This window comes from Sivoneniella epilithica UHCC 1019 (genome assembly GCF_040830845.1).
GTDB lineage: Bacteria > Cyanobacteriota > Cyanobacteriia > Leptolyngbyales > Leptolyngbyaceae > ULC077BIN1.
The window spans coordinates 1-13619 of record NZ_JBFPDP010000029.1; the positions used below are offsets into that span (position 1 = coordinate 1).

Sequence of the window (13619 nt, forward strand, 5' to 3'; positions counted from 1 at the left end):
GCAAAAATAGCTCGATGCCAGGTTAATCGTTCTCAAGAGGCTCTCATCTACCTGATGGGAGCCTCTTGTCGTTTGTATTGTTATCTGCGAGGTAATAAGCTGACTCCTTGTTGATTATCTATTCTGCAAGATATGAAGTGGTTGAGCCTAGTTGATAAAGACTTAGCTGTTTCAGATAAGGTTCAATGACGTAACTTGGATAGTTAGCTGTTGGAAAATCCAGTATGGTGACGATTGTGCGGCTTATTCCAGTTTTTCAAGTAGTTTCGGCAGTTTTTATTGGCGCAATACCACCTGTTGGGCTAGCACAAAATTCCAGCTTGCTCAGTCGAGGAAGGCAAGGAATGGTCGTTTCGGCTCATCCTTTGGCAAGTCAACCTGGATTGGCAATGTTGCAGCAGGGCGGCAATGCTATAGATGCAGCCGTGGCAACCACCTTTGCGATTTCTGTTGTGGAACCTTACTCAGCTGGACTAGGTGGGGGTGGCTTTTTGCTCTTGCGGGTGGGCACTACGGGTGAGACTAAAGCGCTTGATTTTCGGGAACGGGCACCCTTGGTAGCTACTTCCAAAATGTATTTGAATGCATCTGGAAACGTACGTCCTAAAGCCAGCACGGAAGGCTATTTGGCAGTGGGGGTTCCAGGAACAGTGGCGGGTTTGGCTGAAGTGCATCGCCAGTATGGCAAGCTACCCTGGAAAACTGTAGTGCAACCTGCGATCGCCCTCGCAAAAAAGGGGTTTGTGATCACACCTAAACTAGCTGCTGCGATCGCTCGTAATCCTGCCTTGCAAACCAACTCGTCAACTCGGCAGATCTTCTTGCCATCGGGAAAGCTCCCTGAAATTGGAGAGATACTAGTTCAAACCGATTTGGCAAAGACCTTAAGTAAGATCGCCCAAGAGCCGAGTAGCTTCTATACGGGGAGTATTGCCAGCGCGATCGCCCGGGATATGGCAACTAATGGCGGCATCATCACCCAGCAAGATTTGCAGCAGTATCGCCCAATTTGGCGCACTCCAGTCTGCGGCACTTTTCAAACAGTGAGAGTTTGCTCCATGCCGCCGCCTTCTTCCGGTGGTGTGCATCTGCTACAAATGTTAAATCTACTGAGTGGCGCTGTCGGGGGTGCTAGTTTCAAAAAATTAGACTGGCATCATCCCGACGCGCTGCACTGGATGGGCGAAAGTATGCGAATTGCCTATGCTGATCGCGCCCAATTTTTGGGTGATCCAGATTTTGTTCAGGTGCCTGTTGCGGCTTTGATTAGCCCTGCCTATGCCGAAAAGCGTCGCCCAGAGATTGATTTGAGCAAGGCGAGACCATCGAGCCAAGTGAAGCCTGCTAATCCAGCATTGCTGAAGCGTTTGTCTGGCAAAGAATCGGCAGACACGAGCCATTTGAGCGTCGTGGATCAAGCTGGCAACGCCGTCAGCCTCACCTTTACTGTGAACCTAGGCTTTGGCGCACGGGTAGTTGCAGCGGGCACAGGTATTGTCTTAAACAATGAAATGGATGATTTCGCGATCGCTCCTAACACGCCCAATGCGTTTGGCTTAGTGGGTAGTACGGCAAACGCGATCGCTCCCCGCAAAACCCCTCTTTCAAGTATGACTCCCACCATCGTTACAGAAAATGGGCAAGTCCGATTGGTTGCTGGGGCACCAGGTGGCAGCACTATTATTACAACAGTTTTACAAATTGTCCTAAATGTATTGGTTTATGATATGGATGCTCGCGGTGCAGTGGCGGCTTCTCGGCTGCATCATCAATGGCTACCGGACAAACTGATGGTAGAAAAAAATGGATTTGATCCGCTGACGTTGGCAGAATTACGCCGCCGTGGACACACGATTGAAGAGCGATCAGGCTGGGGCAATGCCACTATTATTCTTCGCACGAGTGACGGTTGGTTAGAAGGAGCCGCCGATCCACGGGGGGAAGGCACAGCAGCAGGCTTTTAGTTAATCTACAACCTTGAGTAATCCCATCCGTAGGCGATCGAATAGGCGATTAATCAGTAGCTTTTCTTGAGCATTCAAATTACTCAACGCTAATAGTGAATGCTGATCCGCACGGGTAATTTGACGCGTCGCTAAAATCCGTTCAACAATCTTTTCAAGGGGCAATTCGTTAAGGGTGGTGGCGTTCATGGCAGATACTTAACTAAGGGCTTCGATACAATTGAGTATCCCGTTATTTCCATCTCTGACAGGTGATAAACACCCCTTCTCAAGTGTGATTATTCCTGATACTTCAAGTGATGCAAATCATGCTCCGTTTAATTCTTGCATTCTGTCTGTAAGAGAATCCCTCCAATCAAAATATGACTGCTGAAACCCTGAAGCGCTGGCAATTTTGGATCGATCGCGGTGGCACTTTTACCGATATTGTGGCGCGGCATCCTAATGGGACGCTCTCAGTACACAAGCTGTTGTCCGACAGCCCACGCTACCAGGATGCTGCCATTCAAGGTATTCGCGAAATTTTAGGCATCTCTGCGGAGGCACCGATTCCGGAGGAGCGAATTGAGGCGATCAAAATGGGCACCACTGTGGCGACGAATGCACTATTGGAACGCAAGGGCGATCGCGTTTTATTTATCACCACAAAAGGCTTTCGGGATGTGCTGCGGATCGGCTACCAGCATCGTCCTAATATTTTCGCCTTACAAATTGTTCTGCCCGAAATGCTGTATGAGCAAGTCATTGAAGTGGATGAACGCCATAGCGCTCACGGTGAAGAACTGATCGCTATCACCGCCGCTGTAGAAACGCAGTTAATCACATCACTGAAAACTGCCTATGACAGTGGCATTCGTGCTTGCGCGATCGCGTTTTTGCATGGCTACCGCTATCCTAAACATGAGCAGCAAGTTGCAGAACTCGCACAGGCGATCGGGTTTAGCCAAATTTCTGTGTCTCATCAAGTCAGTCCCTTGATGAAACTCGTCAGTCGCGGTGATACGACTGTTGTTGATGCCTACCTGTCGCCCATTTTGCGACGCTACGTTGAGCAAGTGGCAGCAGAATTAGGAGAGAGGCAAGGGGCAAGGGGCAAGGGGCAAACAGAAACTTTCTCGCCGCTCGCCGCTCACCTCTTGCCTCGGCTTTTTTTCATGCAATCCAACGGTGGCTTAACAAGTGCCAAATCTTTTCAAGGGAAAGACAGCATTTTGTCAGGTCCGGCTGGTGGGATCGTAGGCGCAGTGCAAACCTGCAAACAGGCTGGGCTTAAAAAAATTATTACCTTTGATATGGGCGGCACTTCAACGGACGTAGCGCACTATGCCGGGGACTATGAGCGCACGTTTGAAACAGAAGTGGCGGGAGTACGGCTGCGATCGCCGATGATGTCAATCCACACGGTCGCAGCGGGAGGCGGTTCCATCCTGAAATTTGATGGGGCGCGGTATCGGGTAGGTCCAGAGTCGGCGGGAGCAAATCCGGGCCCTGCTTGCTATCGCCAAGGCGGTTTGCTGACGGTCACAGATTGTAATTTGATGCTAGGGCGGGTGCAGCCAGAGTTTTTTCCGATGGTTTTTGGAGCGGCGGGAAATTTACCGCTGGATGGGGAAGTGGTGCAGCGGAAGTTTACAGAATTGACCGTGAAAATTCATCAGGCAACAGGCGACTCCCGATCACCCGAACAAGTGGCAGAAGGTTTTTTGGCGATCGCCGTTGAAAAAATGGCAAATGCGATTAAAAAAATCTCGGTGCAGCGCGGCTATGACATCACGGAATACACACTGTGCTGTTTTGGCGGTGCGGGGGGACAACATGCCTGCGCGATCGCCCAAAATCTAGGCATTCAGCAAATTTTTATTCATCCTTACGCTGGAGTACTATCCGCCTACGGCATGGGTTTGGCAAACCAAAGCGTCATCCGCGAACTTTCTCTTGAGATTGCTTTAACCAAGACTGCTTTGCCTGATCTAGAAGCCGCGATCGCCCAACTTACCGCCACTGCAACCACCGAACTGATCCGCCAAAACCCCGATCTTGCAGCATCCCTTCACATCTCAGCCAACGCCCATCTGCGTTACGAAGGCACCGACTCTGCCCTCATGGTGAAATCCGGTAGCATGGCTGAAATGTTCGCCCGATTTGAAGCGGCTCATCATCAACGCTACGGCTTCATTTTCCCAGACAAACCCTTGATCGTCGAAGCTGTCTCTGTAGAAGTGGTAGGCAGTATGACAGCATTGAATGAACCGATGCCCAAACTGTCCCGCACCGAGCCTTTACAACCGATCGCCACCCGCCCTATGTACATTGCCGATCAGTGGCAGTTTGTGCCCCTATATCAGCGCGATCTCCTCCGTCCCGGCGATATCATTTCCGCACCTGCCCTCATCCTAGAAACCACCGGCACCAATGTGATTGAACCCGGTTGGCACGCACAGGTGATGGAGCAAGGAGAATTAATCTTGACCCAGATTCAGCCATTCAAAACTCAAAACTCAAAACTCAAAACTCAACCCTTAAAGCCCGATCCCGTTCTCCTCGAAATTTTCAATCATTTGTTTATGGCGATCGCTGAGCAGATGGGCGTGACTCTACAAAACACCAGCTACTCTGTCAACATTAAAGAGCGGCTCGATTTCTCCTGCGCTGTGTTTGATCAGGTAGGGCAACTGATCGCGAATGCGCCTCACATTCCGGTGCATCTCGGTTCCATGGGCGAAAGCGTCCAAAGTTTGATCCGCGATTCGTTCCACGATCCCAAAGGGAATCGCGGCGATACCTTCCGCCCTGGCGATGTCTATATTTTGAACAATCCCTACAACGGTGGCACTCACTTACCCGACATCACCGTCATCACCCCTATCTTTTTAGAGAAACAGGAAGCAGAACAATCCAATATTCTTACTCCTCGCCCCTCACCCCTCGCCTCTTACCCCTCGCCCCTCTTCTTCGTTGCATCCCGTGGACATCATGCCGATATTGGCGGCATCACGCCGGGTTCCATGCCTCCCAATAGCGTGTCGATTGACCAAGAGGGGGTACTCATTGATCATTTCAAACTGATCGAGCAAGGAGATTTTCGAGAGGCTGAGTTGCTGGAATTGCTGAGTGCTGGCGAATATCCTGTTCGCAATCCAGCGCAAAACTTGGCAGATCTGAAAGCACAAGTTGCCGCTAATGCCAAAGGGGTGCAGGAGTTGCAGGCAATGGTGCAGCATTTTGGCTTAAAGACGGTGCAGTCCTATATGCAGTATGTGCAGGACAATGCTGAATCTGCGGTGCGGCGAGTGATTGATAGATTAGGTCGAGAGGCGACAGATCGCAGTTTCACGGTCACGATGGATAATGGGTGTGAGGTTCGGGTGGCGATCGCGATCAACTCAGAAACCCGCAGTGCCAAAATCGATTTCACAGGCACTTCGCCCCAACAGCCCAATAACTTCAATGCACCCCTGGCAGTCTGCAAAGCCGCTGTTCTCTATGTTTTCCGCACCTTGGTTGAAGATGATATCCCCTTGAACGCTGGATGTTTGAAGCCCTTAGAGATCATTGTCCCCCAAGGCTGTTTGCTTAATCCTCACTACCCGGCTGCGGTGGTTGCGGGTAACGTGGAAACCTCGCAAGTGGTCACCAATGCGTTATACGGGGCGCTGGGCGTGATGGCAGCAGCCCAAGGCACAATGAATAATTTCACGTTTGGCAATCAGCACTATCAATACTACGAGACTATTTGCGGCGGATCGGGTGCAGGTGCGAGCTTTGATGGTACAAACGCCGTACAAACTCACATGACCAACTCCCGCCTCACCGATCCGGAGGTTCTGGAATGGCGCTTTCCAGTCTTGCTAGAAGAATTCTCCATTCGTTCCCATAGTGGCGGTGGAGGACACTATCAAGGTGGCAATGGGGTAGTGCGGCGACTTAAATTCCGAGAATCAATGACGGCAGCCATTCTATCGGGAAGCCGAGCCGTGCCACCCTTTGGGCTAAAGGGTGGAGAACCAGGAATGGCTGGACGTAATTGGATTCAGCACCACGACGGCGCGATCGCACTCCTAGGCAGCACAGCAGAAGCCCAGATGCAGGCTGGCGATATATTTGTGATTGAAACTCCGGGCGGCGGTGGCTATGGCGCACCCTAGCTAAAGCGATACTTTTCTCTTAGGCTTCTCATTCGATTAATCGCGCACTTAGGGATGCTCCGGTTTCAGGGCTTTTCAAGGCTTCAGTCTGCTCAGAATCTAAGGACGAAGCTGATGTGTCAATGGTGCTGGTTGCCAACTCTGGTTCAGCAATAGGCTTACGGACTTCAATTAATTTAATGGCGCGATCAACGCTTTCTGGCAGGATAACCACCAGACTGTTTAATGGAGCGCTATCTAGAGCCATTTGAATGGCGGTAATCTCGTCTAGAACCGTCTCATAGCGGCAATCGGGCTTAGCTTGTTGTAACCCTCGCGCAATCCAGCGGGCAGCATCACCACGGGGTCGCCCACGGGTATCGTCATCTTCTTTAACAATGATGCGATCGAACATATTTGCCGACAGAGTGCCTAGAGTAACAAAATCTTCATCCCGGCGATCGCCCGGACCTCCCACTACCCCAATCCGCTCACCGGGCCAGTTACGAACAAATCCTCCCAACGCCTCATAGCTATGGGCATTGTGAGCATAATCCACTAAGGCATGATAGGTGCCCAAATTGAATAAATTCATGCGTCCAGGCGTTTGTGCCGCAGATGCGCGGAAGGTCAGCAGCGCTGCTCGAATGTCTTTGATGTCTACCCCTTGGGCAAACGCTGCCAAGCTAGCTGCCAACGCATTGGCAATCATGAAGGGTGCCCGTCCAGCCAGCGTTAAGGGCACATTTTCAGCAGGCTCAATTCGCAGCGTCCAATCACCCTTTAGGATCGATAAATATCCATTTTCATGAACGGCTGCCAAGCCGCCTTTTTGGGTATGCGCTCTAATCAACTCATTCTCAGGATTCATCGAAAAATAGGCAACCTGAGCGTTAACCCGGCGTGCCATCTCGGCTACCAGCGGATCATCAGCATTGAGAACTGCATAGCCATTCGGCATGACGGTTTCAGCCACAACGCTCTTAACCCGCGCCATTTGATCAATGGTATTAATATCGCCCAAACCCAAGTGATCCGCCGCCACGTTTAGGACTACACCCACATCACACGCACTAAACCCTAGACCAGAGCGGAGAATGCCACCCCGCGCACTTTCCAAAATTGCCACTTCCACCGTGGGATCTTGCAAGATTAACTGAGCGCTTTGCGGTCCAGTGTTGTCCCCCGGTTCTGCCATGTAATCGCCAATGTAAGTACCGTCTGTGGTGGTGTAGCCGACTACTTGCCCTGTTTGCCGGAAGATATGGGCAACTAAACGGGTGGTGGTGGTTTTGCCGTTGGTTCCAGTCAGGGCAACGATGGGGACGCGGCTGGGGGTGCCCGGTGGAAAGAGCATGTCTAGCACGGGGGCGGCAACGTTGCGGGGAATGCCTTCACTGGGGCAAACATGCATCCGGAAACCGGGAGCCGCATTGATTTCGACAATCACACCATCGACTTCCCGCAGCGGTTGGGTAATATCTGGGGTGACTATGTCGATGCCAGCGATGTCTAACCCGATGGTTTTAGCAGCCCGTTTGGCAATCCATAGGTTTTCGGGATGAATATCATCGGTGCGATCGACCGAACTGCCGCCTGTACTGAGGTTCGCGGTTGCCCGTAGGTAAAAAACCTCATCTTTTTGCAAGATCGTTTCAACGGTATAGCCTTGTTTTTCTAGAAGTTGCCAACTGGTGCGATCGAGTTCGATTTTGGTCAGCACATTATCATGACCTTCTCCCCGCCGGGGATCGCTGTTGGTTTCTTCGACCAGTTCTTCAATGGTATGAATGCCATCTCCCACAACGTGAGCCGGAATCCGTTCAGCAACAGCCACAACAGTGCCATCTACGACCAGAACCCGATGATCTCGCCCTGCATAAAACCGCTCCACAATCACCGATCGCGAGACTTCTTTGGCGGCATCATAGGCTTCGATCGCCGCCTCCCAAGAATTAATATCAATCGTAATGCCGCGCCCATGGTTGCCATCTAGCGGCTTAATTACAATCGGGTAGCCGCCCACATATTCAACCGCTTCCTCTAGCTCATCAAAAAAGTTAACGACCGTACCACGGGGCACTGGAATTCCGGCATTTCGCAAAACACTTTTAGTGCCCTCCTTATCACTGGCAAGCTCCACACCCAAAATGCTGGTGTAATTACTCAACGTTGCCTGCATCCGTTTTTGATGAACCCCATACCCTAGCTGAATTAAATGGCGGGCACCGAGTTCAAACCAGGGAATACCCCGCGCTTCAGCTTCCTTGACGATCGCCTCAGTGCTAGGTCCTAGCGAAACATCCGCTGCCAACTGACGCAGATCATTCAAATCTTTCTCTAATTCTTCTGAAGAATAGATCCCCTGATCAATAATTCCCTGGCAAAGACGCACCGCCGCCCGCGCCGCATATCGTCCTGCCTGTTCATGAATGTATTCGATTACGACCTGGTAGGTGCCCAAATCAGCCGTTTCGCGGGTTCGCCCAAAGCCAACGGTCATGCCAGCAAGTTCTTGCAACTCTAGCGCCACATGCTCCACAATGTGCCCCATCATCGTGCCTTCCTGGACGCGCTGTAGGAAACCGCCCCGGCATCCTGGAGAACAGTAATGCTCAACTAAGCTAGGAAGCGTCTGAGTTAGCCCATCATAAAAACCCGGAATCACGTTAGAAGGCTGATCAGCCAGTTCTTCTAGATCCAGACGCATCACCACCAGTTTTTGACGGCGAATGCTCCAGTAGTTAGGACCGCGTAATGTCTGGATTTTGAGTATTTTCATAGCACTATCCGAGGAAGTTAAGCTTTGGTGCTGTAAACATTGGCATATTCATCAAGTGATAACCATCAAGTGATAAACCATCAAGTGAGGAAATTTGTCGTTGCTCATTGGTGCAAGCAATTATTCAGTTTCTTTTGCAATAGGGGGTCTAAACTGTTCACCTTGAACGATTTAATCCTCAAAGTCTTGAGTTAGCTCGTCATTATGGTGGCTTTATCTAAATTAACGACTATTCCTTGTTATCACTAGGAGCGCGTTGGTTTTAAGCATGATCAAAGTGAGCATGAATTGGAATACGTTTGTGCAGGTTAAAGCAGTCGCCATGAACCAGAATGTGAATGCGTAAATTTCCAATGCTGAGGGGATCGGTTGCTCCAATATGAGACCAGTTTGTGTGAGTCAGTTCTTTTGGATCAATGATTGTTACTGTACCTTTTCCGATCACTTGTAACAGCCCATCTCCTTCAAACAAAGAGCAGGTATCTTCATCAATGCCAATCCCGAAGCGATCGGGGTGCCCAGCGATCGCGCTCATTAGCCGAGCCATGCGGTTCCGGTTATGAAAATGCTGATCCACCAATAGTTCTGGAATAATACCCAGCCCGGTAGTAATATCCACCAGCGATCGGTTAGGCGACTCGCCGCTGCCTCCTCCCGCAATCATATAATGTCCCATTACCGCAGCACCCGCACTCGTGCCAGCTAAAGTGATCTCACCTCGCTGTGCCCGCTGACGAACGAACTCCATTAGGGGAGTGTCTGCCAGCAAGCCACAGAGCCGAAGTTGATCGCCCCCTGTCATAAATACGCCTGTGCAGCTTTTGGCATAACTTTGTAAAATCGGGTCTTCACACTGAGCGCGGTCTTGGATATCTAAAATTTCGATTCCCTTTGCGCCCATCTCTGTAAAAATTTCGCGGTATCGTTCACCAATCACCGCAGGTTCACGAGAAGCAGACGGAATAATCGCAATCTGGGCATCCGTTGCGCCAGAACGAACAAAAAAACTGTGCAAAATCTCCCGCCCATGAACTTTATCCTCGGCTCCACCGATGATCATAATGGCGGTTTTTGTAGATTGGGGCATTTCCTCTCCAAGGGACTGATACTGTAGCCGAGGTGCAGCATTGATCCCCGGCATCGGATAAAACAAGCGCTCCAACAGCTTTGTAACGGCTGTAGAAACACTATTCTTACTCACTTTTATGTGTTCCTTGATTCTATTAAGGGAGTACCATAATCGAGGTAATGCTGATGCTCTCATCTACACAATCTTGCTAAGTGAGCGGACAAGTCTGACTTACTTTCGATCCTTTTACAAACTCTGTGTTTTTTGCCTAAAAGCTTATTACCCAAAGTTATTTGTAAATAACCAGCATCATGACAGATCATTAAAAGTTTAGTTTAAATCAATTCAAAATGTTTCTTTGCCTAAGTTGCTTTGCCTCAATCAAAGCTTTACTTGAAGTCAGAGCGCTTGATTAACCGCCCCTCATCATAAGCTAAGTGTGGATTCGCAGCTATGCGCTTTGATATTGTGACCCTGTTTCCGGATTTTTTTGGCTCTCCTTTAAGTTCAGGGCTGCTAGGAAAAGCTCTTGCTAAGCACATTGCTGAAGTGCATCTGACCAATCCCCGCGACTTTACAACCGATAAACATCATCGGGTGGATGATGAGCCTTATGGCGGCGGGGTGGGCATGTTGATGAAGCCAGAACCCATTTTTGCAGCGGTTGAATCACTGCCTATATCGCCCCAGCGGCAGGTGCTAATGATGACTCCCCAAGGAGAAACGATGCATCAAGGCATGTTCCGAGATTTTGCCGCAAATTGCGATCAGTTAGTCATCATTTGTGGACATTATGAGGGAGTCGATGAGCGGGTATTGAATTTGGTGACGCGGGAAGTGTCTTTGGGAGATTTTGTGCTGACTTGTGGAGAAATTCCAGCGTTGACATTGCTGAATGGGGTGATCCGGTTGTTGCCCGGAACTGTTGGCAAGGAGGAGTCATTAAAGCTGGAAAGTTTTGAGGATGGGTTGTTGGATTACCCGCAATATACTCGTCCGCCTGTGTTTCGAGAGTGGGAAGTGCCGGAGGTATTGCGATCAGGAAATCATCAGGCGATCGCCCAATGGCGTACAGAACAACAGCAGCAACGAACCCGCGATCGCCGCCCTGATTTGTATGAGAAATGGGAGAGGGGAAAAAAGAGTGGCGATTGACGAGTGGCGATTGACGAGTGGCGATTGTCATGGGGAAATGGGGAATCATCAATAATCATGAGGTTTAGAGCGTCGTTAAATTTCGGTGTCTAAAATTAAGGCAGATACCTTTAAGTCAAAGCCACGATCGCTATTTCAGGTGTTTTATGAAGTACTTCGCTATTCAACGGGTCTGCCTAGCGGTAATGGGATGTTTTTTAGCCAATGCGATCGATCTGTCTGGCTCTTCTCCTGAAATACGGATGAGCGTTGATATGGAAGCTCAAGCAAGAAGCAGTGGCGGACGCAGTGGCGGCGGTTCTTTTCGATCCAGCCCGTCTCGTCCCTCCAGCCCGTCTCGTCCCTCCAGCCCCAGTCGTCCTTCTAGCCCATCCTATTCAAACCCCAGTTCTGGTGGCTACCAGTCCGACCCTTACCGATACAACCGGGGCGGCGGTACAGTGGTGGTTCCGGTGCCAGTCGGTCCTTCTGGCTACACCAACCCTTCCTATGGCGGCACTACTGCGTATGGCTCCTCTAACAATTTCGTGTTTATCTTGGGATTGTTATTAATGGGTGGCGCGGGTTTTGCCTTATTGCTTGCCTATCTAGCAGTGAAAGCAAAGAGTGGCGGCTCAGGCTTTGGGGGAGCGAGCGTTGGCGGAGAGCTTGACAACAACACTGTTACCGTCAGCAAAATACAAGTGGCGCTATTGGCACAGGCACGAGAAATTCAGGCAGACCTGACTCAGTTCAGTCTAGAAATAGACACAGACACAGAGGAAGGACTTTATCAACTGATGCAAGAATCTATCTTGGCGCTCTTGCGTAGCCCAGAAAACTGGAGCCATGTTTTAGCCAGTTCAGAAACAGTAAAAAGTCGAGAAGCGGCAGAATCACTTTTCAATCAAATTTCCGTTGCCGAGCGCAGTAAATTTAGCGTAGAAACATTGAGCAACGTTGGCGGCAAGGTTTACAGACGAGATTTTAAGCCCGATCCTGAAGAAGATCCCGCTTCTTTTATTGTGGTCACGCTGGTTTCGGGCACTGCCCACGATCGCCCCTTATTTGACAAAATCCAGACCGAGGCTGCACTGAAAGAATCACTGCAAAAACTAGCAGCAATTCCACCGGATTACTTGATGGTGTTTGAGCTATTGTGGAGTCCCCAGGATGCTCAAGATAGCCTGACCTATGAGGAGCTACTGACTGAATATACAGAGATGGCTCAAATTTAGCTTCCAGCCAAACAGCGTGTATTTGAACGAGTTATCCCTATTAATGGGCATATATAAAGGAAGGTAGAAAAGGGTTATGGTGCAGCTAGAGGGAGCGGATGGGGCAGAGTTGACCAACGACATTGTGACGGTTAGCTTATTGCAGATAGCCTTACGAGCAGACGCACGTAGACTACAAACTTTGCTAAACGAGTGGGGTGAAACCGCAGATACCGGCACTCCAGAAGGACGGTTTTCACTGTTGCAACAAGTGGCACAGGGGCTACTAGATTATTCTCGATATTGGACTCATGTATTAGCAAGCTCGAATACAGTTAATGCTTACGAAGAAGCCGAAGAGCTATTTAATGCTTGGTCACTGCGAGAACGCAGCAAATTTAGCGAAACCTTGACCAATGTGGATGGAGTGATCACAAAGCGATCGCCCGTTCCTCCCAGCATTGATGAAACGCCCGCTTATATTGTGGTAACGCTAATCTTAGGCACAGAAGGAGATCGCCCCTTATTTGGTGAAATTTATTCGGCTTCTGCCCTGCGCGATGTCTTGGATGATATCCGGCTGATGCAGCCTCGCTATCTGGTTGTCTTTGAAATGCTGTGGAGTCCGCAAGCCCTGGACGACAGGCTCACCGAAGCCGAACTTGCGACTGAATATGCAGAGATGGCAGCGATCGCGTGAGTAGTTTCAGGCATCTGGCAGCGATCGCGTGAGTAGTTTCAGGCAGCAAGCAACTAAGCAGCAACGAAATAAACAGGTAAAAAATCCACTAATCAAGCGTGCCAGCCTAGAATAAAACTATGAGTGATAAGAGTGATAAGGACGACAGCTACAAACTTATTAGCGACAACCGCTACGCGCGTTTTCAGTTCGAGATTTTGGAAACCTATGAAGCTGGAATCCAACTTGTGGGAACTGAGGTGAAATCGATTCGGGCAGGCAAGGTCAATCTTAAAGATGGGTTTGCCCTCATTCGAGATGGAGAAGCGTTTTTAATGAACGTCCACATTTCGCCCCACGACAGCACCCGCCAAACTTATAACCACGATCCCCGGCGAAACCGTAAATTGCTGCTTCATCGGGATCAACTTCGGAGCCTGACTGGAAAGGTTGAGCAGCAGGGGTTAACGTTGGTTCCCCTAAAAATGTATATGAAGCGCGGCTGGGTCAAAATCGTAATTGGGCTGGCACGGGGTAAGAAACTGCATGACAAGCGAGAAGATATTAAACGGCGGGATGATCAGCGTGATATGCAAAGGGCGATGAAAACCCAATAGAAAGAAATGCTTAGTGAGTAGACGGGTGCATGA

The 13619-nt window shown here is 49.9% G+C and carries 9 protein-coding genes; 6 read left to right on the forward strand and 3 right to left on the reverse strand.

Annotated elements, in window-relative coordinates; genetic code table 11:
• Positions 1 to 224: 224 nt before the first annotated feature.
• Positions 225 to 1964, forward strand: a complete 1740-nt coding sequence (gene ggt / locus AB3R30_RS16960; RefSeq protein ID WP_458650390.1) for a gamma-glutamyltransferase — start codon at positions 225 to 227, stop codon at positions 1962 to 1964.
• Here the strand turns inward: ggt and AB3R30_RS16965 are convergent, their stop codons facing one another.
• Positions 1965 to 2153 (reverse strand): hypothetical protein, encoded by a 189-nt coding sequence (locus tag AB3R30_RS16965; protein ID WP_458650391.1) that lies wholly within the window; start codon positions 2151 to 2153, stop codon positions 1965 to 1967.
• A 173-nt stretch (positions 2154 to 2326) separates the two neighbouring features.
• On the opposite strand from AB3R30_RS16965, the gene AB3R30_RS16970 reads away from it, so the two are divergent.
• Positions 2327 to 6109: a hydantoinase B/oxoprolinase family protein gene (locus AB3R30_RS16970; RefSeq protein WP_458650392.1), complete on the forward strand. Its 3783-nt coding sequence runs from the start codon at positions 2327 to 2329 to the stop codon at positions 6107 to 6109.
• A gap of 28 nt (positions 6110 to 6137) precedes the next feature.
• Here AB3R30_RS16970 and cphA read toward each other — a convergent pair whose 3' ends face one another.
• On the reverse strand, positions 6138 to 8870 hold the full coding sequence (gene cphA / locus AB3R30_RS16975; protein WP_458650393.1) for a cyanophycin synthetase: 2733 nt from the start codon (positions 8868 to 8870) through the stop codon (positions 6138 to 6140).
• A gap of 262 nt (positions 8871 to 9132) precedes the next feature.
• On the reverse strand, positions 9133 to 10071 hold the full coding sequence (locus tag AB3R30_RS16980) for a cyanophycinase (RefSeq protein WP_458650394.1): 939 nt from the start codon (positions 10069 to 10071) through the stop codon (positions 9133 to 9135).
• Positions 10072 to 10392: 321 nt separating this feature from the next.
• Here AB3R30_RS16980 and trmD point away from each other — a divergent pair, with 321 nt between their 5' ends.
• The 4 genes from trmD to smpB all read left to right on the forward strand — a co-directional run bounded on the left by trmD (position 10393) and on the right by smpB (position 13586).
• The gene (gene trmD, locus AB3R30_RS16985; RefSeq protein WP_458650395.1) at positions 10393 to 11094 is read left to right on the forward strand and encodes a tRNA (guanosine(37)-N1)-methyltransferase TrmD; all 702 of its coding nucleotides are present in this window, start codon (positions 10393 to 10395) and stop codon (positions 11092 to 11094) included.
• A gap of 146 nt (positions 11095 to 11240) precedes the next feature.
• On the forward strand, positions 11241 to 12311 hold the full coding sequence (locus tag AB3R30_RS16990) for a DUF1517 domain-containing protein (protein ID WP_458650396.1): 1071 nt from the start codon (positions 11241 to 11243) through the stop codon (positions 12309 to 12311).
• A 76-nt stretch (positions 12312 to 12387) separates the two neighbouring features.
• Positions 12388 to 12990 (forward strand): DUF1517 domain-containing protein, encoded by a 603-nt coding sequence (locus AB3R30_RS16995; protein ID WP_458650397.1) that lies wholly within the window; start codon positions 12388 to 12390, stop codon positions 12988 to 12990.
• A 119-nt stretch (positions 12991 to 13109) separates the two neighbouring features.
• A complete protein-coding gene (gene smpB / locus AB3R30_RS17000; RefSeq protein WP_458650398.1) occupies positions 13110 to 13586 on the forward strand; it encodes an SsrA-binding protein SmpB in 477 nt (158 codons plus the stop codon).
• Positions 13587 to 13619: the final 33 nt, after the last annotated feature.

What these genes read in the sequence shown, in the direction of transcription:
- ggt (WP_458650390.1), top strand. Translation starts at nt 225, where the DNA reads ATGGTGACGATTGTGCGGCTTATTCCAGTTTTTCAAGTAGTTTCGGCA.
- smpB (WP_458650398.1), top strand. Translation starts at nt 13,110, where the DNA reads ATGAGTGATAAGAGTGATAAGGACGACAGCTACAAACTTATTAGCGAC.
- AB3R30_RS16965 (WP_458650391.1), bottom strand. Translation starts at nt 2,153, where the DNA reads ATGAACGCCACCACCCTTAACGAATTGCCCCTTGAAAAGATTGTTGAA.
- cphA (WP_458650393.1), bottom strand. Translation starts at nt 8,870, where the DNA reads ATGAAAATACTCAAAATCCAGACATTACGCGGTCCTAACTACTGGAGC.
- AB3R30_RS16970 (WP_458650392.1), top strand. Translation starts at nt 2,327, where the DNA reads ATGACTGCTGAAACCCTGAAGCGCTGGCAATTTTGGATCGATCGCGGT.
- AB3R30_RS16995 (WP_458650397.1), top strand. Translation starts at nt 12,388, where the DNA reads ATGGTGCAGCTAGAGGGAGCGGATGGGGCAGAGTTGACCAACGACATT.
- trmD (WP_458650395.1), top strand. Translation starts at nt 10,393, where the DNA reads ATGCGCTTTGATATTGTGACCCTGTTTCCGGATTTTTTTGGCTCTCCT.
- AB3R30_RS16990 (WP_458650396.1), top strand. Translation starts at nt 11,241, where the DNA reads ATGAAGTACTTCGCTATTCAACGGGTCTGCCTAGCGGTAATGGGATGT.